20 protein-coding genes and 1 tRNA gene are annotated in these 22,817 nt (G+C 65.5%); 12 read left to right on the top strand and 9 right to left on the bottom strand.

The features are described 5' to 3' along the window. Positions 1-8: 8 nt before the first annotated feature. Positions 9-314, top strand: coding sequence for an ETC complex I subunit (locus tag K410_RS0120205; protein ID WP_028136563.1), 306 nt, complete (start codon positions 9-11; stop codon positions 312-314). Between the two features lie 225 nt (positions 315-539). Further along, positions 540-1,028, top strand: a complete 489-nt coding sequence (locus K410_RS0120200) for an Lrp/AsnC family transcriptional regulator (RefSeq protein ID WP_028136562.1) — start codon at positions 540-542, stop codon at positions 1,026-1,028. On the opposite strand, the gene K410_RS0120195 is transcribed toward K410_RS0120200, so the two are convergent. After that, entirely contained in the window at positions 1,025-2,053 is a 1,029-nt protein-coding gene (locus K410_RS0120195; protein WP_028136561.1) for an AraC family transcriptional regulator, read from the bottom strand. The genes K410_RS0120200 and K410_RS0120195 overlap by 4 nt on opposite strands. Positions 2,054-2,154: 101 nt before the next feature. Between K410_RS0120195 and K410_RS0120190 the strand changes: the two genes are divergently transcribed. From K410_RS0120190 to K410_RS0120175, 4 genes are read left to right on the top strand one after another with little or no spacing between them, the layout of a single operon-like run. Further along, the gene (locus K410_RS0120190; protein ID WP_028136560.1) at positions 2,155-3,327 is read left to right on the top strand and encodes an isovaleryl-CoA dehydrogenase; all 1,173 of its coding nucleotides are present in this window, start codon (positions 2,155-2,157) and stop codon (positions 3,325-3,327) included. A 24-nt stretch (positions 3,328-3,351) separates the two neighbouring features. Further along, on the top strand, positions 3,352-4,956 hold the full coding sequence (locus tag K410_RS0120185) for a carboxyl transferase domain-containing protein (RefSeq protein ID WP_028136559.1): 1,605 nt from the start codon (positions 3,352-3,354) through the stop codon (positions 4,954-4,956). A gap of 4 nt (positions 4,957-4,960) precedes the next feature. Continuing rightward, positions 4,961-6,958, top strand: coding sequence for an acetyl/propionyl/methylcrotonyl-CoA carboxylase subunit alpha (locus tag K410_RS0120180; RefSeq protein ID WP_028136558.1), 1,998 nt, complete (start codon positions 4,961-4,963; stop codon positions 6,956-6,958). A 1-nt stretch (position 6,959) separates the two neighbouring features. After that, positions 6,960-7,871 carry a hydroxymethylglutaryl-CoA lyase gene (locus tag K410_RS0120175; RefSeq protein WP_028136557.1) on the top strand — a complete coding sequence of 304 codons (912 nt, stop codon included), beginning with the start codon at positions 6,960-6,962 and terminating at the stop codon, positions 7,869-7,871. Between the two features lie 161 nt (positions 7,872-8,032). On the opposite strand, the gene K410_RS0120170 is transcribed toward K410_RS0120175, so the two are convergent. Genes K410_RS0120170 through K410_RS0120160 form a run of 3 tightly spaced genes read right to left on the bottom strand, consistent with a single transcriptional unit; the run spans position 8,033 to position 10,961 of the window. Continuing rightward, positions 8,033-9,391, bottom strand: coding sequence for a TRAP transporter large permease (locus K410_RS0120170; protein ID WP_028136556.1), 1,359 nt, complete (start codon positions 9,389-9,391; stop codon positions 8,033-8,035). Next, on the bottom strand, positions 9,388-9,942 hold the full coding sequence (locus tag K410_RS0120165) for a TRAP transporter small permease (protein ID WP_028136555.1): 555 nt from the start codon (positions 9,940-9,942) through the stop codon (positions 9,388-9,390). The genes K410_RS0120170 and K410_RS0120165 overlap by 4 nt, the downstream gene beginning before the upstream one ends. Then, positions 9,939-10,961, bottom strand: a complete 1,023-nt coding sequence (locus tag K410_RS0120160) for a TRAP transporter substrate-binding protein (protein ID WP_028136554.1) — start codon at positions 10,959-10,961, stop codon at positions 9,939-9,941. The genes K410_RS0120165 and K410_RS0120160 overlap by 4 nt, the downstream gene beginning before the upstream one ends. Positions 10,962-11,288: 327 nt before the next feature. Here K410_RS0120160 and K410_RS0120155 point away from each other — a divergent pair, with 327 nt between their 5' ends. Continuing rightward, positions 11,289-11,534, top strand: a complete 246-nt coding sequence (locus K410_RS0120155; protein WP_028136553.1) for a pentapeptide MXKDX repeat protein — start codon at positions 11,289-11,291, stop codon at positions 11,532-11,534. A 164-nt stretch (positions 11,535-11,698) separates the two neighbouring features. On the opposite strand, the gene K410_RS0120150 is transcribed toward K410_RS0120155, so the two are convergent. Continuing rightward, on the bottom strand, positions 11,699-12,046 hold the full coding sequence (locus K410_RS0120150; protein WP_028136552.1) for a DUF6481 family protein: 348 nt from the start codon (positions 12,044-12,046) through the stop codon (positions 11,699-11,701). Between the two features lie 262 nt (positions 12,047-12,308). Here K410_RS0120150 and K410_RS0120145 point away from each other — a divergent pair, with 262 nt between their 5' ends. From K410_RS0120145 to K410_RS0120135, 3 genes are all read left to right on the top strand, one after another. After that, the gene (locus K410_RS0120145) at positions 12,309-12,536 is read left to right on the top strand and encodes a hypothetical protein (protein WP_028136551.1); all 228 of its coding nucleotides are present in this window, start codon (positions 12,309-12,311) and stop codon (positions 12,534-12,536) included. Between the two features lie 87 nt (positions 12,537-12,623). Continuing rightward, positions 12,624-12,854: a hypothetical protein gene (locus K410_RS0120140; protein WP_028136550.1), complete on the top strand. Its 231-nt coding sequence runs from the start codon at positions 12,624-12,626 to the stop codon at positions 12,852-12,854. 199 nt (positions 12,855-13,053) lie between these two features. Further along, the gene (locus tag K410_RS0120135; RefSeq protein WP_028136549.1) at positions 13,054-13,824 is read left to right on the top strand and encodes a hypothetical protein; all 771 of its coding nucleotides are present in this window, start codon (positions 13,054-13,056) and stop codon (positions 13,822-13,824) included. A gap of 268 nt (positions 13,825-14,092) precedes the next feature. On the opposite strand, the gene K410_RS40435 is transcribed toward K410_RS0120135, so the two are convergent. Next, positions 14,093-14,254 (bottom strand): hypothetical protein, encoded by a 162-nt coding sequence (locus K410_RS40435; protein WP_028136548.1) that lies wholly within the window; start codon positions 14,252-14,254, stop codon positions 14,093-14,095. A gap of 769 nt (positions 14,255-15,023) precedes the next feature. After that, positions 15,024-15,251 (bottom strand): DUF2171 domain-containing protein, encoded by a 228-nt coding sequence (locus K410_RS0120115; protein ID WP_028136547.1) that lies wholly within the window; start codon positions 15,249-15,251, stop codon positions 15,024-15,026. Between the two features lie 115 nt (positions 15,252-15,366). On the opposite strand from K410_RS0120115, the gene K410_RS0120110 reads away from it, so the two are divergent. Further along, complete coding sequence (locus K410_RS0120110; RefSeq protein ID WP_028136546.1) at positions 15,367-16,647, top strand: hypothetical protein; 1,281 nt, start codon at positions 15,367-15,369, stop codon at positions 16,645-16,647. 34 nt (positions 16,648-16,681) lie between these two features. Here the strand turns inward: K410_RS0120110 and K410_RS0120105 are convergent, their stop codons facing one another. After that, the gene (locus K410_RS0120105) at positions 16,682-16,900 is read right to left on the bottom strand and encodes a hypothetical protein (RefSeq protein WP_245269415.1); all 219 of its coding nucleotides are present in this window, start codon (positions 16,898-16,900) and stop codon (positions 16,682-16,684) included. 143 nt (positions 16,901-17,043) lie between these two features. Then, positions 17,044-17,120: transfer RNA gene (locus K410_RS0120100), tRNA-Arg, on the bottom strand. Positions 17,121-17,524: 404 nt separating this feature from the next. Between K410_RS0120100 and K410_RS0120095 the strand changes: the two genes are divergently transcribed. Beyond that, the gene (locus K410_RS0120095; RefSeq protein WP_028136544.1) at positions 17,525-22,726 is read left to right on the top strand and encodes an alpha-2-macroglobulin family protein; all 5,202 of its coding nucleotides are present in this window, start codon (positions 17,525-17,527) and stop codon (positions 22,724-22,726) included. Positions 22,727-22,817: the final 91 nt, after the last annotated feature.

Below are 22,817 nucleotides of genomic sequence, written 5' to 3'. Positions count from 1 at the left end.
CACCACCCATGACCGCACGCATTTTCAAGCCCGCCAAGAACGCGATGCAATCCGGCCGGTCCAAGACCAAGGAATGGCAGCTCGACTATGAGCCGGAGCAGCCGCGCGCGGTCGAGCCGCTGATGGGCTGGACCTCGTCGGGCGACATGAAGCAGCAGATCACGCTGCGCTTCCACAGTAAGGAGGAGGCGGTCGCCTATTGCGAGCGCAAGGGCATCGCCTACCAGGTCATCGAGCCGAAGGAATCGGTGCGGCGCCCGGTTGCCTATGCCGACAATTTCTCGTTCCGCCGCGGCGAGCCCTGGACGCACTGACCACTTGCCTCCGCGCACGCTGAATTCGTCATGCCCGGGCTTGTCCCGGGCATCCACGTCTTTGGGGTCGAAGAAAAGAACCTGGATGGTCGGGACAAGCCCGGCCATGACGCTGTGAGGTATTCTGCTCGTATACGGGGGTGCCATGCGCAGCTCCAGCCCCTTGGCACCCCTTCCGCCGCGTGCTTCGCTCCCCGCATGACAAGCTCATGGCGAGGTTAGGGGATGGCCGGGCGGGACCAGCTCGACAGCGTCGATTTGAAGATACTCTCCGAGCTGCAGCAGGACGGACGGGTGCGCAACAACGAGCTGGCGCTGCGCGTCGGGGTATCCGCGCCGAACTGCCTGCGGCGGTTGAAATCGCTGTTCAGCCGCGGCGTGATCCGGGCGGTGCGGGCCGTGCTCGACGAGCGGCGGCTCGGCTATGAGGTGGTCTCGTTCGTCTCGATCCAGCTCGGCAGCCAGGCGCAGCCGGTGCTGGAGGCGTTCGAGAGCTCGATCGCCGCGATCCCGCGCATCCAGCAGTGCTGGCGGATTTCCGGCGACACCGACTATCTCCTGAAATGCGTGGCGCCGAGCGTCGAGAGCATGCGCCAGCAGCTGCTGCATTTCGCGGCCATGCCAGACGTGAAGAATGTCCGCAGCTTCCCGGTGCTCGGCGTTGCCAAGGACGTGCCGCTGCCGCTGCAGGACGTCGCGGCAGCGTCCTCTTAGCGATACCGTCCGCGAAACTCGCGGGGGCTCGCACCGGTCCAGGTGCGGAAAGCGCGGGAGAAGCTCTTCTCGTTGCGGAAGCCGGCGATCTCCGCGATCCGCTTGATCGGCGTGCGGCCCCGCATCAGCTCCTGTTTGGCCAGCTCGAATTTTGCCTCTTCCTTGAGGTCGCGCAGCGAGGTGGCCTCCTCGCGCAGGCGGCGATGCATGGTGCGGGTGGAGAGCGCAAGCTCGCTCGCGACATCCTCGGCGCCGAGGCTGCGCCCGCGCGCATTGCGCAGCACGCGGCGGACGCGCTCGACCAGCAGCCGGTCGCGCCGATAGGGCAGCACGGTCAGCCTGAGCGCGCCCTTGAGCATGTTGTCGAGATCGACGGCGCTGCGCGTCAGCGGCAGCGACAGATAATGCTTGTCGAAGACGATTGCCGCGCGATCGGCATCGAAGCGGATGTTCCGGCAAAAGATGGTCGGATAGACCGAGACATGGCCGGGCTCAGCGTGCGGGAATTCGGCCGCGCGCAGCGCGATCCTGGAATCGACGGCCCAGCAGGAGAAGCCGAGCACGTAGCGGAGCAGCGTGACCAGGCAGAATTCGCGCAAATCGCCGAGATCGCGCAGCTCCCGGATCGAGACCTCCGCGGTTTCCTCGCCGACCTCGAGATCGAGCAGCACGTCCTCGGTGAGCAGGCGGTGATGCCGGCACCAGCGCTTGAGCGCGACCTCCAGCGTCGGCGCCGTGATCGAGGCGCGGCATAGCATGCCGTAGGTGCCGAAGGGCAGGCGCCGCGAGAACCAGCCGAGCGCCTCGTCGTCGAGCTCGCGCATGGCATGGCCCGCCAGAGCTTCGAACTGGGCAGCCGTGATCCGCCCGTCCGGAGAATTGACAAGGTCTGGCGCTATCTGAGCCCGCTGCAACGCTTCGGCCGGGTCCAGTCGGTATCGCGCATAGGCGGCAACCACGCCGCGAACGAAGGCGGCCGGAGTGACGGCGCGGCGCGGGACCGAAGTTGCGGCTTGAAAGGGCATGAGGAAAATCCTCGCCAAGTTTGGCAGAAAATGCAACCTTTTCGACCGCAAGAGGGCTCTGACCCCGCTAGGTTCGGTGCCCAAAACACGGAGGAATCGCCTTGAACATCCCGAGCATCGATTTCGACCTGGGCGAAGACATCACGATGCTGCGCGACACGTTGCGCGCCTTCGTGGAGGCGGAGATCACCCCCCGCGCCGCCGAGATCGAGAAGGCCAACCTGTTTCCGGCGGACCTGTGGAAGCGCTTTGGCGACCTCGGCCTGCTCGGCATGACCGCGCCGGAGCAATATGGCGGATCGAACATGGGCTATCTCGCCCACGTCGTCGCCATGGAAGAGATTTCGCGCGGCTCGGCTGCGGTCGGGCTGTCCTATGGCGCCCATTCCAACCTCTGCGTCAACCAGATCCGCCGCAACGGCAACGACGTCCAGCGCCAGCGCTATCTGCCCAAGCTGATCTCGGGCGAATATGTCGGCGCGCTCGCGATGTCCGAGCCGGGCGCCGGCTCCGACGTGGTCTCGATGAAGCTGCGCGCCGACAAGCGCGGCGACCGCTACGTGCTCAACGGCTCCAAGATGTGGATCACCAATGGCGGCGATGCCGACGTGCTGGTGGTCTATGCCAAGACCGATCCGGAGGCCGGCCCGCGCGGCATGACGGCTTTCCTGATCGAGAAGGGCTTCAAGGGCTTCAGCCACGGCCAGCATCTCGACAAGCTCGGCATGCGCGGCTCCAACACCTATCCCTTGTTCTTCGACGAGTGCGAGGTGCCGGAGGAGAACGTGATGGGCAAGGTCGGCGAGGGCGTCAAGGTGCTGATGTCCGGCCTCGACTACGAGCGCGCGGTGCTGTCCGGCGGCCCGCTCGGCATCATGGCTGCCTGCATGGACGCTGTGGTGCCCTACATGCACGAGCGCAAGCAGTTCGGCCAGCCGATCGGCGATTTCCAGCTGATGCAGGGCAAGCTCGCCGACATGTATTCGACCTGGCAGGCCACGCGCGCCTATGTCTATGCCGTGGGGAAGGCTTGCGACCGCGCCGACCACGCGCGCACCTTGCGCAAGGACGCGGCGGCGGCGATCCTCTATTCGGCGGAGAAGGCGACGTGGATGGCGGGCGAGGCGATCCAGGCGCTCGGCGGCCTCGGCTACACCAGCGAATTCCCCGTGGGGCGCCTCTGGCGCGACGCGAAACTCTACGAGATCGGCGCGGGGACGTCCGAGGTTCGCCGCATGCTGATCGGCCGCGAGCTGATGGCCGAGACGGCTTAAGTCCTTCACCCCATTGGAATCAAAATGCCGCTTCATTCCAGCATCGATCCGTCTTCGTCAGATTTCGCGCGCAATGCCGAGGCGATGCGCACCCTCGTTGCCGACTTGCGCGAGAAACTCAGCCAGGTCGCGGGCGGCGGCGGCGAGGTCTCGCGCAACCGCCACACCGCGCGCGGCAAGATGCTGGCGCGCCAGCGCGTCGACCTCTTGGTCGATCCCGGCACCTCGTTCCTGGAGCTGTCGCCGCTCGCGGCCTACGGCCTCTACGGCGGCGATGTGCATTCGGCGAGCGTCGTGACCGGGGTAGGGCGCGTTGCCGGGCGCGAATGCGTCATCGTCGCCAACGACGCCACCATCAAGGGCGGCACATATTATCCCATGACCGTGAAGAAGCATCTGCGCGCCCAGGACGTCGCGCGGCAGAACAATCTTCCCTGCGTCTACATGGTCGATTCCGGCGGCGCCTTCCTGCCGCTGCAGGACGAGATCTTTCCCGACGAACGGCATTTCGGCCGCATCTTCTACAACCAGGCGCAGATGTCGTCGCAGGGGATTCCGCAGATCGCGATCGTGATGGGCTCCTGCACGGCAGGCGGCGCCTATGTGCCGGCGATGTCCGACGAGAGCATCATCGTCCGCAACCAGGGCACCATCTTCCTCGGCGGCCCGCCGCTGGTGAAGGCTGCGACCGGCGAGGTCGTCAGTGCCGAGGAACTCGGCGGCGCCGACGTGCATTCGCGTCAGTCGGGCGTCACCGACCACTATGCCCAGAACGATGCCCATGCGATCGGCATCGCCCGGCGCATCGTCGGCACGCTGAAGCCGCCGGTGCGGCCGAACCTCAACATGCATCCGCCCCGCGAGCCGCTATTTGCGGCGGAGGAGATCTACGGCGTGGTGCCGGTCGATGGCAGAAAGCCGTTCGACGTGCGCGACATCATCGCGCGTGTCGTCGACGGCTCCGAGTTCGACGAGTTCAAGAAACTCTACGGCACGACTTTAGTGTGCGGCTTCGCCCATATCTGGGGCTATCCGATCGGCATCATCGCCAACAACGGCATCCTGTTCAGCGAGAGCTCGCTGAAGGGAGCCCACTTCATCGAGCTGTGCTGTCAGCGCGGCATTCCGCTGGTATTTTTGCAGAACATCACCGGTTTCATGGTCGGCAAGAAGTACGAGGCCGGCGGCATCGCCCGCGACGGCGCCAAGCTGGTGACGGCGGTGGCGACCGCCTCGGTGCCGAAATTCACCGTGGTGATCGGCGGCTCCTACGGCGCCGGCAATTACGGCATGTGCGGCCGCGCCTACTCGCCGCGCTTCCTCTGGATGTGGCCGAACGCGCGCATTTCGGTGATGGGCGGCGAGCAGGCTTCGATGGTGCTGAGCCAGGTCCGCCGGGACAATATCGAGGCCAAGGGCGACAGCTGGTCGAAGGAAGAGGAAGACAAGTTCCGGGAGCCCATTCGCGCGCAATATGAGAGCCAGGGGCACCCGTACTACGCAACGGCGCGTCTGTGGGACGATGGCGTGATCGACCCGGCCGACACCCGCCTCGTGCTCGGTCTCGGCCTCTCGGCGGCGTCGAATGCGCCGATCGAGCCGACGAAGTTCGGCCTGTTCAGGATGTGATGCGATGGACCGCTCAAAGCTCTACCGGCGTTTTCGCACCCTCCTGATCGCCAATCGCGGCGAGATCGCCTGCCGCGTCATCCGCACCGCGCGCGCCATGGGCCTGCGCACCGTCGCGGTCTATTCCGAAGCCGACCGCGACGCGATGCATGTCGCGCTCGCTGATGAAGCCGTGCTGCTCGGGCCCGCGCGCGCTCGCGACAGCTATCTCAATGTCGAGCGCCTGATCGAGGCCGCGCGCAAGACTGGCACTGAAGCCGTGCACCCCGGCTACGGCTTCCTGTCCGAAAACGCCGAGTTCGCGCAGGCCTGCTATGACGCGGGGCTGGTCTTCGTCGGCCCGACCGCCGACATGATGAATGCGATGGGCTCGAAATCAGGCTCGAAGGCGCTGATGGAAAAGGCCGGCGTGCCCCTGGTGCCCGGCTATCACGGCGAGGCCCAGGACGATGCGACGCTGGCGAAGGCAGCCGAGAAGGTCGGCTTTCCCATCCTGGTGAAGGCCTCGGCCGGCGGCGGCGGCCGCGGCATGCGTATCGTGCGCTCGGCGGACGAGCTTGGACCTGCGATCGTCAGCGCCAAACGCGAGGCCAAGGCCGCGTTCGGTGACGATCGCATGCTGATCGAAAAATATGTCGACAATCCCAGGCATATCGAAGTGCAGGTGATCGGCGACAGCCACGGCAATCTGCTCTCGCTGTTCGAGCGCGAATGCACGCTGCAGCGCAGGCACCAGAAGGTGATCGAGGAGGCGCCGTCGCCGACGCTCAACGCCGCGCAGCGCGAGACCGTCTGCGCCGCCGCGCGAAAGGCGGCGGGCGCGGTGAACTATGTCGGCGCCGGCACCATCGAGTTCGTCTCCGACGGCAAGGACGTGTTCTTCATCGAGATGAACACGCGCCTCCAGGTCGAGCATCCCGTCACCGAGCTGATTACCGGAATCGACCTCGTCGAGTGGCAGCTGCGCGTCGCCTTCGGCGAGGCGCTGCCGCTGAAGCAGGACGAGATCCGGCTCAACGGCCATGCCGTCGAGGCGCGCGTTTACGCAGAGAACCCGACCAAGAATTTCATGCCTTCGGTCGGCAGGATCTCGACGTGGCGGCTGCCGGAGGAAACCGGCGGCTTGCGGATCGATGCCGGCTATCGCGAAGGCGATATGGTCTCGCCGTACTACGACGCCATGCTCGCCAAGATGATCGCCTGGGCGCCGACGCGGGATGTCGCGGTCGAGCGGCTGAACCGCGGCCTGGAAGAGTCCGACGTTCGCGGCATCGTCACGAACATTCCGTTCTTGTCCGCGTTGATGACGCATCCGAAGGTGCGGACCAATGCGATCGACACCGGTTTCATCGAGCGCGAGCTGGCTGTGCTGACACAGGCCGCGCCGGCGCCGGGCGAGCTCGAGCTGTGTGCAGCGGTCGCTGCAATCGTCCACGACGAGCGCCGGATGGCGGAGGCGAATTCGCCCTGGCAAACCTTCGGCTGGCAGCCGGTCGGCCGTCGGCAGCGCAGCTTTGCCTTCCGCGTCGGGCACGGACACGAGCAGAAGATCATCCTGAACTACGGCAGCGGGCCATCGACGCTGGTGCTCGGCGATCGCGAGCTGGCGTTCGCGATTGCGCCACGGGACGGCGGCTTCGATCTGACGCTCGACGGTGTGAAATCGCAGGTCGCGGCCGTGATCGACGGCCACGAGCTGTATTTGCGCACGCGCAATGGCCGCTTCGACCTGCATTGGGTCGATCCGTTCGGCGGCGAGAGCGAGGAGCAGACCGGCGAGGACAAGATCGCCGCCCCGTTGCCAGGGACGGTCGTCGCCGTGCTGGCCGAGGAGGGCGCCACGCTCGAGAAAGGCGCGCCGATCCTCACTCTCGAGGTGATGAAGATGGAGCAGACGCTGCGCGCGCCCTATGCTGGCGTGCTGAAGTCGATCAAATGCAAGGTCGGCGACATCGTGCAGGAGGGCGTCGAGCTCGCCGTGGTCGAGCCTGCGGGAGAGTGACATGAGCGATTCCGTCCGCATCATCGAAATGGGGCCGCGCGACGGGCTTCAGAACGAGAAGATTCCGGTCAGTGTCGAGGCCCGCATCGCCTTCATCGAGGCGCTGGTCGCTGCCGGCCTCGACACGGTCGAGGTCGGCGCCTTCGTCTCGCCCAAGGCGATCCCGCAGATGGCCAGCTCCGACGCCGTGCTGCGCGGCGTTGCCCATGTGACCGGCGCCGAATTCCACGTTCTGGTCCCGAACGAGAAGGGCTATGACGCCGCGCGTGCCGCGGGCGCCGAAGTGGTCTCGGTGTTTGCGGCCGCCTCGGAAGGTTTTTCGCGCGCCAACATCAATTGCACGGTCGCGGAGTCGATCGAGCGCTTCAAGCCGGTGCTGGCGCGTGCCAGGGACGATGGCGTGAAGGTGCGCGGCTATATCTCCTGCGTGCTGGGCTGCCCGTTCGACGGTGAGATCAAGCCGAAGGCGGTCGCCGATCTTGCGAGCACGTTGTTCGAGCTCGGCTGCTACGAGATCTCGCTCGGCGACACCATCGGGGTCGGCACGCCTGAGAAGGCGAAGGAGATGCTGCGCGCGGTCAGTGCCAGCATCCCTCCCGCCAGGCTCGCGATGCATTTCCACGACACCTACGGCCAGGCGCTCGCCAATCTCTATGCCGGGATGGAAGAGGGCGTGCGCGTCATCGACGCCGCCGCCGGCGGCCTCGGCGGATGTCCCTATGCGCCGGGCGCGACCGGAAACGTCGCGACCGAGGACGTCGTCTACATGCTCGAAGGCATGGGGATCAGGACCGGTGTCGACATGGACAGGCTGCTGGCGGCGACGAATGAGATGAGCCGTGTGCTAGGTAAACCGCCTGTGAGCCGCGTGGCATCCGCGCTGAACGCGAAGAAGAAGCGGATGAACGCTTGAGAATTGTAGGGTGGGTTAGTCGAGCAGATGCGCGAAGCGCATCTGCTCGACGTAACCCACCACTGTTCGTCTCCGCGAAAGCAGAAGAGGTGGGTTACGCCGCGCGGATTGCGCTTCGCGCATCCGCACAGCTAACCCACCCTACGGCAGTTGCGATTGCGTCACCTGCTTCCGTCCGGTCCCATCACCAGATCCGGCAGGCCGGTCGAGATCTCCGGCACGAGGCACAGCAACAGCACTGCGAGCATCATCAGCAGCACGAAGGGCAGGGTGCCCCAGATCACCTCGCGTAGCGGAATGTCCGGCGCGACGTTGCGGATGACGAAGATGTTGAGGCCGACCGGCGGATGGATCAGCCCCATCTCCATCACGATGGTCATGACCACGCCAAACCAGATGATGTCGAAGTTTGCGGCGCGGAGCGGCGGCAGGATGATCGGCGCGGTCATCAGGATGATGGAGACCGGCGGCAGGAAGAAGCCGAGCACGACGACCATGACCAGGATCGCGAACAGCAGCTCCCAGCGCGGCAGGTGCATCGCGACGATGGATTCGGCGACCGACTGCGAGATGTGCAGATAGCTCATCACGTAGGAATAGAGCAGCGACATGCCGATGATCATCATCAGCATCGTCGATTCCCGGATCGTCGATCTCATGATCGGGGCGAGATCGCTCGGCCGCCACACGCTGTAGATCGCCGCGATCAGCGCCAGCGCAAGCAGGCCGCCGAGGCCTGCGGTTTCCGACGGCGTGGCGTAGCCGCCATAGAGCGCGATCATGACGCCGGTGAGCAGCAGCACGAAGGGGATCACGCGCGGCAGCACGCTGAAGCGTTCGGCCAGCGTGTATTCGTCGCGGGCGAGGATCGGAGCTTCCGGGCCGCCGTTCTTGTAGATTGCTTCGGCCGCCGCATATTCCTGACGGAAACGGAACACGGCATAGAGGCCGAACAGCAAGACCAGCAGCAACCCCGGCCCGATGCCGGCGAGAAACAGCCGTCCGAGCGACTTTTCAGCCGCGACCGCGAACAGGATCATGGTGATCGAGGGCGGCAGCAGGATGCCGAGCGTGCCGCCTGCAGCGATGATCCCGGCCGCGAAGCCGCCGGAATAGCCGCGCTTGCGCATCTCGGGAATGCCGGCCGAGCCGATCGCTGAGCAGGTCGCGGGCGAGGAGCCCGCCATCGCCGCGAACAACGCGCAGGCGAACACGTTGGCGACGCCGAGACCGCCGGGCACGCGGTGCAGCCAGGCATGCAAAGCCGAATAGAGATCCTGGCCGGCGCGCGACTTGCCGATCGCGGCGCCCTTCAGGATGAAGAGCGGGATCGACAGGAGCGTGATCGAGGCCATTTCCTCGTAGACGTTCTGCGTCACCGTATCGAGAGAGGCCGAGGGCATGTAAATGCCCATGAACACGACTGCGACCGCGCCGAGCGCGAACGCGATCGGCATTCCCGAGAACATCACCAGCAGCGTCGCAACGCCGTAGGCCACGCCGATACCGAACACGCTCATGAACGCTTGGCTCCGGTGAAGGGCAGCGCAAGCTGCACGAGGATCTGGATGCAGAGCAGGCTCATGCCGAGCGCCATCAGCGTGTAGGGAATGGCGAGCGGCGGCGACCACATCGAGTTCGAGACCTGGCCGTCGACATAGGCCTCATGGGCCAGCGTCCAGGACTTCCAGGTGAAGAAGGCGCAGAACAGGAACGTGGCGGCGTCGACCAGCCAGAGCCGGACTTTGTTGGCGAACGGCGAAAGCAGGCCGACGAAGGCCTCGATACCGATGTGGCCGCGGTGCTGCTGTACATAGGCGGCGGTCATGAAGGTCGCGCCGACCAAGAGGAACACCGCGGCCTCGTCCTGCCAATAATTGGCGGCCTTGTACAGCGCCCGGCTGAGCACGCTGTAGCTCAGGATCGCGCAAGCGGCGACCAGCGCGATCGCCGCGAACACCACGATGACGGTATTGAGGATGGCAAGACCGCGATCGACCGCTGCCGCAAGGCCCGTCCTTGCGACAGCGTTGGCCGTGTCGTCACGATCCGGAAGCGGACCGTGGCTCATGCAGCGACGTCGTTGGCAAGCTTGAGCAGGTTTGCACAGGTCGCGGTCTTGGCGCTGTAGTCCTTCCACGCGGTGTCGCGGGCGATGTCGCGCCACTTGCCGACCGTGGCGGCATCGAGCGCCGAGACCTTGGCGCCCGCCTTCTCGTAGACCTTGGCGACCTCGATGTCGTCATCCTGCGCCCCCTTGCGTCCGAACGCTTCGAGTTCGGTTCCGACGGCGAGCAGGATGTCCTGATGGTTCTTGGGCAGCTTGTCGAAGATCGCCTTCGACATCATCAAAGGCTCGAGCATGAACCAGTAGGAGGCGCCAGCGCCCGATGTCAGGGATTTCGCCACTTCTTCGAGGCGGAAGGAGATAAGGCTGGTCGAGGAGGTGATACCGGCATCGCAGGCGCCGGTCTGCATCGCCGCGTAGATTTCGTTGGAGGGGACCGACAGCACCGAGGCCCCTGCGGTCTGCAGCACCATGTCCATCTCGCGCGAGCCGCCGCGCACCTTCATGCCCTTGGCATCTTCCGGCGCGACGATCGGCTTGGAGCGGCTGGCGACGCCGCCGGCCTGCCAGACCCAGGTGAGCAGGATGATGCCCTTGTCGGCGAGGAAGTCCGTCAGCGCCTTGCCGACAGGCTCCTTCTTCCAGCGCAGGCCCTGGTCGTAGGTGGTCACGAGGCCCGGCATCAGGCCGATATTGGTTTCAGGGACTTCGCCGCCGGCATAGGGCATCGGGTACAGGCTGATGTCGAGCGCGCCCTTGCGCATCGCCGAGAATTGCGCGTTGGTCTTGATCAGCGAGGAATTCGGATAGATCTCGGCCGCGATGTCGCCATTGCTGCGCTTGGCCACTTCGGCGGCGAACATGCGGCAGAGCCGGTCGCGGAAGTCGCCCTTGTCGATGGTGCCGCCCGGGAATTGGTGCGAGATCTTCAGCGTGGTCGCGGCCTGGGCGGTGCCGGTGCCGAAGCGGAGGATGGCGGGTGCGGCGACGGCGGTCGCAATCAGATGGCGGCGCGTGAGCATGGTGTGATCCCCTGGAACGCTTCTTTGAATGATTCTTGTCTGAAGGTTTCTGGCTGGCGTGATTGGCAGGTCACGTGTGACCGGTGCGTAGGCCCATCCTAGCCGGTCTTTCACCCGATATCCTCTCAACTGATAGTTCGAGATGGAACGCCGCCGCAAGTGCCGGCTGTGCTGCGCTGCACACGTCCGGTTGCTCTGAAACGATGGATCGTAGGCGAGGTCGCTGAAATTTATCGGCGGCCGCGTAACAACGCAGGCCTTCCATCCGTCGAGCTTGAATAGCGGCGTATGTCGCTGACAAACATGACCTCGAAGGGAAGATGATCCATGACCATTCGCACCCGCATCGCGCTCGGCGTCTCGGCTGCCGCTCTCTCGCTCGGCCTTGCGCTGTCGCCGGCCGCTTTTGCCCAGGACAAGATGGGCAAGGATGACGGCATGATGAAGAAGGACACGATGTCCAAGGACGGCATGATGAAAAAGGACACCATGTCCAAGGACGACGGCATGAAGAAGGATCACATGTCGAAGGACGGCATGAAGAAAGACGACGGGATGATGAAGAAGAACTGATCTTCGCCCGTTCGCAATCGAGGCGTTTGGCACAAGCAAACGCGCGCTCGAACGTTTGGGGCGGTCGGCTGGCCGCCCCAAATCATGTCTTGCTTCAATTTGATTTGAACGTGACCTGCAAAGGTCACGCGTCAGATGACTCGCGCTTGGTTACTAACGCCAAACTACTTGCGCTTGGCCTTGCGGGCGGCGTAACGCGCGTCGCGCTTGGCCTTCTGCTCGGCTTCGAGAGCCGCGGCCTTTTCGGCAGCTTCCTGGGCCTCGCGCGCGAGCCGCGCAGCTTCGGCGGCCTTGGCCTCTTCCTCCAGACGCTTCTTCTCGGCCTTTTCGGCCTCGCGCGCAGCCTTCGCCTCGGCGCGCTTGGCCGCGAGTGCTTCACGCTCGGCACGCTTCGCCGCCACCGCGGGATCATCAGGCCCCGGTTGGGATTTGAATTTGTTCAAAAGATTTTTGCGGGCTTCCTGCGCCGCCTTTTGCCGGTCTGTGAAGCCGGGTTCCCTGAATCCACTCATCGACGAGCCTTGTCTTCCTCGCTTTCGATCCTACATCACTGCCTGTTGGTACGTCGGCTGGGCATAGCAGGCGCCGCGCGACACAGAAGCGTGTACATCGCTGCGCGTCGCGAAGCCACCCATAATCGCAGCCGATCAGGTCGACGAAAATCGCCATCCACCGACGATCCCTCGTAGCCCCGAAAAACTGCCGAATTGTGATGTCCCTCATAAGGGATCACGAGGGCGACGCCTAGCGTCCGCCACGATACGGAGCACGGGTATGCCGATCTCGAGATTAACCCTGAAGACGCTCTCAATTGCGTTCGCCATGGCAGCCTTGGCCGGTGCCGTGCTGCTGCTCGCGCGGCCGCAGCCCATCGAGAGCGCCGTTCTGGGCACCGACTGGGAATGCACGCAGACCGCCTTCGTGCTCACGACTTGTGCACCGCGGGTGATCCCGGCGGTCGAAACCTTGCGCAAGGAGGCGGCCAGCGCGACCCGGGGCTGAGCCCCTGGAGCCGCGCAAGCGGCCCACCACGATGTGACGGGACGTCGCAGAGGTGATAAGCCGGCCTGCCCACGCGACCAGGTAGCCATGTCCACCTCCATGTCCACCTCCAAGCCCGATCCGGGTGAGAAGCCGAAATCCAGACCGAAACCTCCATCCGGCGACAACCGCCGCGGCGCGATCGCCGGCCTGATCATTGCGATCGCTATCCTCGCGATCGGCTGGTGGCTCGCCCGGGACCTCACCGCGGCCAGCAAGATGCAGGACTGCCTGATGTCCGGGCGGAGCAATTGCAACGTGATCGAGCCGGCCCGCTAGAAGCCTGCCAGCGGGACCTTCGCAAGCCCGCTGGGGCCGAAAAATTGCCGTCATCTTAATGATTTGTAACGGGACTTCGCCGACCAAAGCAGGTCAGCTATATCAGCCGGCATCAAGCCCGGCGCGGACCGAATCGTCGATCGCGCCAGGCACCACGGCATTTGCGAGAGCAAGCGAAAGAGCAGGGGGTCAAGCACGCATGAGTGCGTCCAGCCGCATGAAGATCATCATTCCCTTGGTTTCGGCCATGTCGTTGCTGGCGCTGCCTGCGCAGGCCCAGGACGCCAGGCCATCGAGGGACGCCGGCCAGCCTCCGGCCGGCCCCGCCGCCGGGGCGCCGCCTCCGAACAAGTCGGACGCGCGCAAGGGCCCGCCGCAGCAGGCGCGGCCCGCGCCGCAGTCCGGCGGTCAGCCCCATGCGATCCCGGGACCGCGCGCGGCCGGCGGCCCGCCGCCGGGACGCCATGTCGACCGCGGGCCGGCTCCGGCGCGTGACTGGGGCGGACATGCTTATCGCGGCCACCGCGCCTGGGAGGGCGGACGCTGGCGCCACGAGGTTCACAACGGCCGCTCCGGCTGGTGGTGGGACGTTGGCGGCGTCCGGTATTATTATCCGCAGCGCATGGCCGGCCCGCCCGCCTACATTTCCGAGGAGTACTACGACGACGTGCCGGTAGCCTATGCTCCGGCGCCGCCTCCGGTCGCCTATGCCCCGCCACCGCCGCCTCCGGCACCGGCTGATCCCGGCGCGAGCGCGCTTGGCGGCGCCATCGTCGGCGGCCTGCTGGGCGGGCTGATCTCAGGCAACGCAACGGGCGCTGCTGCCGGCGCGGTCCTCGGCGGCGCAACCGGCGCCATTACCGGCGCCGCCGCCGCTTCCCAGCCTGGCTATTACTGGGCACAGGGCAATTGCTACTACCGCTATCCGAGCGGCCAATATGTTCAGGCCGATCCCCGCGCCTGCTATTGAGCTGTCCTGACCGGATCGAGGCATAAAGGCGGGCCCCGGGGGCCCGCCTTTTTCGTGCGCGCCCGGCAATTGCATCCAATAGGCGCTGGCGCTCGTTGCCGCCTCACGCAAGTCTCAAAGAAAATTGTCGGGATGATTCGCGGGGACATGGGACATGCTGGATGCAATCCAGATCAGCTTGGCGCTTTGGGCCATGATCGTTTGCGGCGGGATCAAGCTTGGGCAGGCGCTGGACTGCCTGTTCTAGCAAGGGCCCGCTCGCGTTGCGTCAAGCGACGAGCCAGTTGAAGAACGCCATTGCGCCCCAGACCAGGCCGGCGATCCAGGCCAGCATCACGATGCCGATGGTCCCGAGATAGGCGATGCCGAGCAGGTCGCCCCTTTGTCGCCGCGTCCGGACGTTGGCTGAGGCTGCTGCGTCTTGTGTCATGACGGAAAACACCATCGATGCCTTCGCTGCTGGAAGCGTCGAGACATAGTTAGCCGAGACGCCGGGCCCAGACTGTGATGCCGTTCACAGATCGTCTGAATGAATCCCAGCCTCAATGGCTGCGCAAACAGCGCATGCAATGGGATCGCGGGGACGGCGTCACCCCGCAATCATACGGACGAAATTGCCATGCGCTGGTCCAGATGGCGAGCTAGGGTCGGCCGCATGTGTACCAGGTACGATCCACAGCGTGAGGCCGAGGCCGCAATGAAGCGGGCCGCGGCATCGGAAGGCGCCGACCGGCAACGCCTGATCCAACTCGCTTTGGCTTGGCATGAACTCGCGCGCGAGCGGCGCGACGAGCGGGTGGATTGAAGATATTTCCGGCGAAATTGGCAGGACTGGACGAGGTCGGTCGGCGCTCGATCTGCATGAGAAAGCCCCGTGCTCGGGGGACAAGCACGGGGCCCTTCAAAGCCGATCGGGGCTGGCAGATCGGCACCACTTGATTTCCTGCCGTCAACGCGCGGGTCGTGATCTCGTTCCGCGCGCCACTTCAGATTATCTGCTGTGCGCGCAGAGCGGCGCGGATCGACGCATGCCGCTTGCGGCGGGATGTCGGTGACGTTGAATGCGTGAGCGAGCTGGTTGCATGAAACGTGGCATTAAGAAATGCGCCGCGCTGATTTCTCCGGTTCCGATTCGTGTTGCGGGAACGAAGCGGAGTCGGACCGTGAACAAACAAAAAGCCCCCGAAGGGGCTTGAGGTTTAGGCAGCTTCCGACTTCGGGACCGCGTCGGCATTCACCGAAAGCTTGACGACATCGCCCTCGACGGCACCGACATATTTGGTGTCGATGTAATGGTGATGGTCCTTGTGGCCTTCCGGGCTATCCTTCCGCGTCAGCTTGATCCGGTTGCCTTCGACGCGGTCGACCGTACCGACATGGGCGCCGTCCTTGCCGATGATCTTCATGTGCTCTCTGATGTCAGCCATGTGGTCCTCCTTGCTGAGGTCTCAACTGCGAACATCGACGTTCGTTGCACCGGCGCGCGTTGGACCCAAGGCGGTTTCCGCACGTTGAGATCCGATTGGATCCGCCAAGAGGCGCATGGAGACCATTCAGGCCTATCTGGAACGCAAGCACAGGGAACTCGGGCTGTTGAACGACTGCCTGAGGCATCGGCTTGATTTGCCGCGTCCGCGATCGGTCGACGAGGTCATCAGCGCCAAATTCCAGCTCACGGCGGCGCTGAGGGCGGAGCACGAGCTGCACGAGTGGAAGGCGACGGAGACGGCCTGGTCGCACACGGCCGATCCCGTCAGCGGACCTTTCGAATTCAGCTACGATTACCAGCGGGCCGATCTGACGGTGCGCGGTCCTTCCTTCTATGAGCTCGATGGCAGCCGCGCGAGCACGGCTATCTACACCGCGTCCGGCATGGCCGCGATCTCCGCCGTGCTGCTGGCCTCCGCGCAGATCGTCGAGAAGGCCGATATTCTGGTGCTGCCGGGCTCGTACGGCGAGACGCTGGAGCTGGTCCGGGGCTTTGTCCCTCATTTGCGGCTGGTGGCGCTAGAACTGCCATTGGGTGATGCGCTGGCTCGGACGAATTCGCCGCGGATCCTTCTGTTGGATTCCTGCTGCGTCGCCGGCGCTTTCGAGGCGGTGCTACGTTGTGAGGGTTCCGGTCTCGATCTCCTGATCTGCGACACAACCTGCTTTGCGGGCAGGTCGGGCCGGATCCGGCGCGTTCGGAGGTGGGCCCGGCAATACGATATTCCGCTGGTGCTGGTGCGCAGCCATAACAAGCTCGATTCGCTCGGGGCGGAATATGGCCGCCTCGGTTCGGCGGTTTTCGTGGACGGCAATGAGCCACGGACGGAGCATCCCTGGGCGCATCTAGCCTGCGAAACGCGCAACGCGGTGCGACTTCTCGGCGGCGCGGCGTTGCCGGCGCACTTCCCGCCCTTTGTCGGCACCGCGGCCTATTGGGACCTCACGCAGCGGCGTGTTGCGGCGATCCTGCGCAACGGCCGCAGCATGGCGCGTCATTTTGCTGCGAAGATGCCGGAGCTCTCGGCCGAGCTTCATTTCGCCCACGGTCTCTACGTCACGCTCCGGGCCAGGCATCCCCTCGACGAGGCGAGCGCAAGGCAGGCCGCCGAGGACATGAGCAACGACCTACGCGCAGAAAGCTTCCCGATCCGCCATGCCGGCAGCTTCGGCTTCGATTTCGCCGCGACCGAGTGGTTTCACGACGCGACCACGGACCGATACAGCGTCCGGGTGGCGGTCTCGGATTTGCCGACGGAGGTGTGGGGCGATCTCACCGTGGCCATCGCGCGGTGGTGGCGGGACCATCAGTCGGCGCGCGTCGGCCAAGAATGAGTGTCCAGCCGACAAGCCCAGGAGGGCGCCTCGATCAGTCGAGCGCCAGGCAATGCTCGAGTTGCGGCTTCTCATGGCCGCGACGCGACCACTCCTGAACGGCGAAGGCCAGGTGATGATGGCCCATCCCGGCGCCAAAGATGGACGCCTGGGCCACCTTGATCGGCTTCGTAACCACGTTGGTGTTCACCAAGCCTGCGTCGACTGCCAGATACGACATCGCGGCGATCGCCACCGCAGATGCGATCGCCATTCTCGTTAATTCGGATTGCTGCATCAAGAAAACCTGTCGGGCGCATTCTTGCCCGGCGCATAGATAGGAGTGATCGGCCCGGTGCAAAGGCCGGAGGATGTTTACCCACGCGTTCGTGAACAGAGGTTGATCTGTCAGCGCGCTGGCGATCCCGGCAGGACTCGAACCTGCAACCCGCGGAGTAGAAATCCGCTACTCTATCCAGTTGAGCTACGGGACCGTCTTCAGCCGCCCCGGTTTGGGGGCTGGCTGTTCATCTAGCATGCCAATAGGAAAAATATCGTCCTTCGCCAAGCCTGAACCGAACCGTTTTCCCTAATGCCGCGACAAAGCGAGACGGTGGCATGTCAGGGTGCCGGGTCGAGCGGCAGCGCAAAGGACGATGGATCACATCGCCGGTAGCGCTGACAAGCTTCCGGGACGTGGCCGCCGGACGACGGGTCGGGTATTACGGCGCCATCAGGACGGCGTGCGCGGCGGTATCTCGATCGGTCTCCTCTGGGCTTGCCCTATCATGGCGTATGCGACGATTTACAGCTTTGGTTCCATCGCCTTGAGTCCGTCACCTTTCCGCGCATCTCATGCTGCCTGCGGGCGGCTGTCCGCGATTTCCGGGAGTTCATCATGATCGGTCTTGTTCGCGCCGTCACACTCTGCGCCACGCTGGCGCTCGGCCTTTGCGCGGCGCAAGCCGCGGACAAGGCGTTCAAGCGCGACGACCTCGCCGATTCCGCGATCAAGCTGGAGGCCCAGATCAAGAGCGAGGCCGGGCCGGTCGCCAAGACCAGCGCGACGCTGAAGACGGACGCCGACGCCGCTTTCCGGCGCAACGATTATCGCAGCGGGCTGTCGGTGCTCGGCCAGATCGCGGCCACCACGCCGGAGGACACCGGCAACTGGCTGCGGCTCGCCAAGGTCATCTTCCAGATCTCGCCGAAAAGCTCGAGCGAGCAGACCTTCCTGCTGGAGCGCGCCTCGACCGCGGCCTACATCGCCTACATGCGCGCCGGCAATCCGGGCGAGGAGGCCGACGCGCTCGCAGTGCTCGGCAAGTCGCTGGCCGAACGCAAGCTGTGGCGGCCGGCGCTGGATGCGCTGCGGCTGTCGCTCGACATGCGCGAGGTCGCCGACGTCCGTGGCCAATATGAGAAGATGCGCGACGAGCACGGCTTCCGGCTGCTCGACTATAGCGTGGACTCGGATTCGGCGAGCCCGCGCGCCTGCTTCCAGTTCTCGGAGGAGTTGGCCAAGCGCACCGATTTCGCACCGTTCCTGGCGCTGGTGGGGCAGGATAAGCCGGCGCTGTCGGCGGAGGGCAAGCAGCTCTGCGTCGACGGGCTCAAGCACGGCGAGCGCTACAACGTCAATCTGCGCGCCGGCCTGCCGTCCACGGTGAAGGAAGGCCTGCCGAAATCGGCCGAGTTCAACATCTATGTGCGCGACCGCAAGCCGTTCGTGCGCTTCACCAGCCGGGCCTATGTGCTGCCGCGAACCGGGCAGCGCGGCATTCCCGTGGTCAGCGTCAACACGCCCGCGGTCAGCATCAGCGTATTCCGGATCGGTGACCGCAACCTGATCAACACGGTGATCGACAGCGACTTTCAGAGGATGCTGTCCAAGTATGAGCTCTCAGGTCTCGGCGACGAGCGCGGCGTCAAGGTCTGGTCCGGCGAGCTCGCGACCGCGATGACGCTGAATCAGGACGTCACCACGGCATTCCCGGTCGATCAGGCGCTCGGCGAGCTTCAGCCGGGCGTCTACGTGATGACGGCCGCGGCCAAAGGCCCCAGCTCGGAGGATTATCAGCTCGCCACGCAATGGTTCATCGTCTCCGACCTCGGCGTGTCGGCCTATTCCGGCAATGACGGCATCCACGTCTTCGTCAACTCGCTGGCCTCGACCGATCCGGTCGGCAAGGCCGAGGTACGGCTGGTCGCCCGCAACAACGAGATCCTGGCGACCCGGAAGACCGACGACAGCGGCCATGTGCTGTTCGAGGCCGGCCTTGCGCGCGGCGAGGGTGGCCTGTCGCCGGCAATGCTGACGGTCACCGGCGAGAAGACCGATTATGCCTTTCTCAGCCTGAAGTCCTCCGCCTTCGACCTGTCCGACCGCGGCGTCTCCGGCCGCGCGGCGCCCGTTGGCGCCGATGCCTTCGTCTATGCCGAGCGCGGTGTCTACCGCTCCAGCGAGACCGTCTATCTCACCGCGCTGTTGCGCGACGGGCAGGGCAATGCCGTCACCGGCGGGCCGATGACGCTGGTGATCGAACGGCCCGACGGTGTCGAATACCGTCGGGCCGCGTTGGCCGACCAGGGCGCCGGCGGCCGGACGCTGGCCGTGCCGCTCAATTCGGCCGTGCCGACCGGGACCTGGCGGGTGCGCGCCTTCACCGATCCGAAGGGCTCCTCGGTCGGCGAGACCACCTTCATGGTCGAGGATTACGTCCCCGACAGGATCGAATTCGATTTGTCCGCCAAGGACAAGCTGATCAAGGCTAACACTCCAGTGGAGCTTAAGGCGGACGGCCATTTCCTCTATGGCGCGCCGGCCTCGGGGCTTGCGCTCGAAGGCGACATGCTGATCGCGCCCGCGGCCGAGCGCCCGGGCTTTGCCGGCTACCAGTTCGGCGTCGCCGATGAGGAGACCAATTCGAACGAGCGCACGCCGCTCGAGAACCTGCCCGAGGCCGACGCCAATGGCGTTGCGACCTTCCCGGTGACGCTGGACAAGCAGCCAGCCTCGACCCGGCCGCAGGAGGCGCAGATCTTCGTCCGCATGGTCGAGACCGGCGGCCGCGCCGTCGAGCGCAAGATCGTGCTGCCGGTCGCGCCCGGGGCGGCGCAGATCGGCGTCAAGCCGCTATTCGGCGACAAGAACGTCACCGAGGGCGACAAGGCCGAGTTCGACGTGGTGTTCGTCTCACCCGAGGGTGAGAGGCTGCGCCGCGACGGCCTGCGCTACGAGCTCCTGAAGATCGAGTCGCGCTACCAATGGTATCGCCAGAACAATTACTGGGAGTACGAGCCGGTCAAGTCGACCTCGCGCATTGCCGACGGTGACGTGACCATTGCGGCCGATAAGCCCGCGCGGATTTCCCTTACCCCACAGCCCGGCCGCTACCGGCTCGACGTGAAGTCGAGCGACGCCGACGGCCCGGTGACCTCGGTGCAGTTCGACGTCGGCTGGTATTCCGACGGCAGCGCCGACACCCCGGACCTGCTGGAGACCTCGATCGACAAGCCCCAGTATTCCTCCGGCGACACCATGACGGTGTCGGTCAATGTCCGCAGCGCCGGCAAGCTGACCGTCAACGTGGTCGGCGACCGCCTGCTGACGACGCAGACCATCGACGTCAAGGAAGGCACCGCCCAGGTGAAGCTCCCGGTCGGCAAGGACTGGGGCACCGGCGCCTATGTGGTGGCGACGCTGCGCCGTCCGCTTGATGTCGCGGCTCAGCGCATGCCGGGCCGTGCGATCGGGCTGAAATGGTTCGGCATCGACAAGCAGGCCCGCAGCGTGCAGGTGAAGCTGTCGCCGCCGGCGCTGGTCCGGCCGAATTCGGCGTTGAAGATTCCGGTCAAGCTCGACGGGCTCAATCCGGGTGAGGACGCCAAGATCGTGATCGCCGCGGTCGACGTCGGCATCCTCAACCTGACCAATTACAAGCCGCCGGCTCCGGACGATTACTATCTCGGCCAACGCCGCCTGAGCGCCGAGATCCGCGATCTCTACGGGCAGCTGATCGACGGCATGTCCGGCACGCGCGGCCAGATCAAGTCCGGCGGCGATGCCGGTGCCGGCGAATTGCAGGGCTCGCCGCCCACGCAAAAGCCGCTCGCGCTCTATTCCGGCATCGTGACCGTCGCCGCCGACGGCACCGCGGAAGTCAGCTTCGACATTCCGGAGTTCGCCGGCACCGCCCGCGTGATGGCGGTGGCGTGGACCGCCACCAAGCTCGGCCGCGCCAACACCGACGTCGTGATCCGCGACCCTGTCGTGCTGACCACGACCCTGCCGCGCTTCCTGCTCAGCGGTGACCACGGTACGGTCAACCTGGAGATCGACAACGTCGAGGGCCAGGCCGGCGACTACGTCATCAACGTCAAGACCGGCGGTCCGGTGAAGATGACGGGCAGTCCAGCGACCAGCGTCAAGCTCGCCGCCAAGCAGCGCAATGCGTTCTCGCTCGCGCTCGACGCCACCGCGGCCGGGCAGGCGACGCTCGACGTCGACATCAAGGGGCCGAACGGCCTGACGCTCGCGCGGCACTACGCGTTCGACGTCAAGGCGGCGACGCAGGTGCTGGCGCGGCGTTCGATCCGGACGCTTGCGAAGGGCGAGAGCCTGACGTTGACCTCGGACATGTTCTCCGACCTCGTGCCGGGCACCGGCAGCGTCTCGGTCTCGGCGAGCCTGTCGACCGCGCTCGACGCCGCGACGATCCTCAAGGCGCTCGACCGCTACCCCCACGGCTGCTCGGAGCAGATCACGAGCCGCGCCATGCCGCTGCTCTATGTCAATGACCTTGCGGCCGGCGCGCATCTGGCCATGGACACCGAGGTCGACCAGCGCATCCGCGACGCGATCGAGCGGCTGCTGGCGCGTCAGGGCTCGAACGGCTCGTTCGGCCTCTGGTTCGCCGGCGGCGACGACGCCTGGCTCGACGCTTATGTCACGGACTTCCTGACCCGCGCCCGCGAGAAGGGTTTTGTGGTGCCGGACGTGCCGTTCAAGAGCGCGCTCGACCGCATCCGCAACTCCGTCGTCAACGCGAACGAGCCGGAGAAGGACGGTGGGCGCGAGCTCGCCTACGGCCTCTACGTGCTCGCGCGCAATGGGGCCGCGCCGATCGGCGATCTGCGCTATCTCGCCGACACCAAGCTGACCAACCTCGCAACGCCGATCGCGAAGTCGCAGCTCGCGGCGGCGCTCGCCCTGGTCGGCGACCGCAACCGCGCGGAGCGGGTCTATGGCGCCGCGCTCGACAGCCTCGCGCCGAAGCCCGTCCTGGAGTTCGGACGCACCGATTACGGCTCGCAGCTTCGCGATGCCGCAGCTTTGGTGTCGCTTGCCAGCGAAGGCAACGCGCCGAAGGCGACGCTGACGCAGGCGGTGTCGCGGGTCGAGACCGCGCGCGGGCTGACGCCCTACACCTCGACGCAGGAGAATGCGTGGCTGGTGCTGGCGGCGCGCGCGCTGGCCAAGGAGAACCTGTCCATGGAAGTGGACGGCCAGCCGGTCAAGACCGCGCTCTATCGCAGCTACAAGGCGGATGCGATGAGCGGCAAGCCGCTGAAGATCACCAACACCGGCGATGCGCCGGTGCAGGCCGTGGTCTCGGTCTCGGGCTCGCCGGTCACGCCGGAGCCGGCGGCGTCGAACGGCTTCAAGATCGAGCGCAATTACTTCACGCTCGACGGCAAGCCGGCCGACATCAGCAAGGTCAAGCAGAACCAGCGCTTCGCCGTGGTCCTGAAGATCACCGAGGCCAAGCCGGAGTACGGCCACATCATGGTGTCGGATTATCTGCCGGCTGGCCTGGAGATCGACAATCCGAAGCTGGTCTCGTCCGGCGACAGCGGCACGCTGGACTGGATCGAGGACGGCGAGGAGCCCGAAAACACCGAGTTCCGCGACGACCGCTTTACCGCGGCCGTCGACCGGGCCTCGGACTCCAAGTCGGTCTTCACCGTCGCCTATGTCGTGCGCGCGGTCTCGCCGGGCAAATACGTGCTGCCGCAGGCCTATGTCGAGGACATGTACAATCCTTCGCGCTATGGTCGGACGGGCACGGGTAGCGTCGAGGTGCGGGCGGCGAAGTGAGTGGTGGGATGAACGAGGCGGAGCCACATCCACAGTCGTCATGCCCGGGCTTGACCCGGGCATCCACGGCCGCACGGGCCGTGGGTGGCGG

This window comes from Bradyrhizobium sp. 22, assembly GCF_000482425.1.
Classification (GTDB): Bacteria; Pseudomonadota; Alphaproteobacteria; order Rhizobiales; family Xanthobacteraceae; genus Bradyrhizobium; species Bradyrhizobium japonicum_B.
The sequence above is the reverse complement of the archived record's forward strand: the minus strand, read 5'-3'. Positions and strand labels throughout refer to the sequence as shown.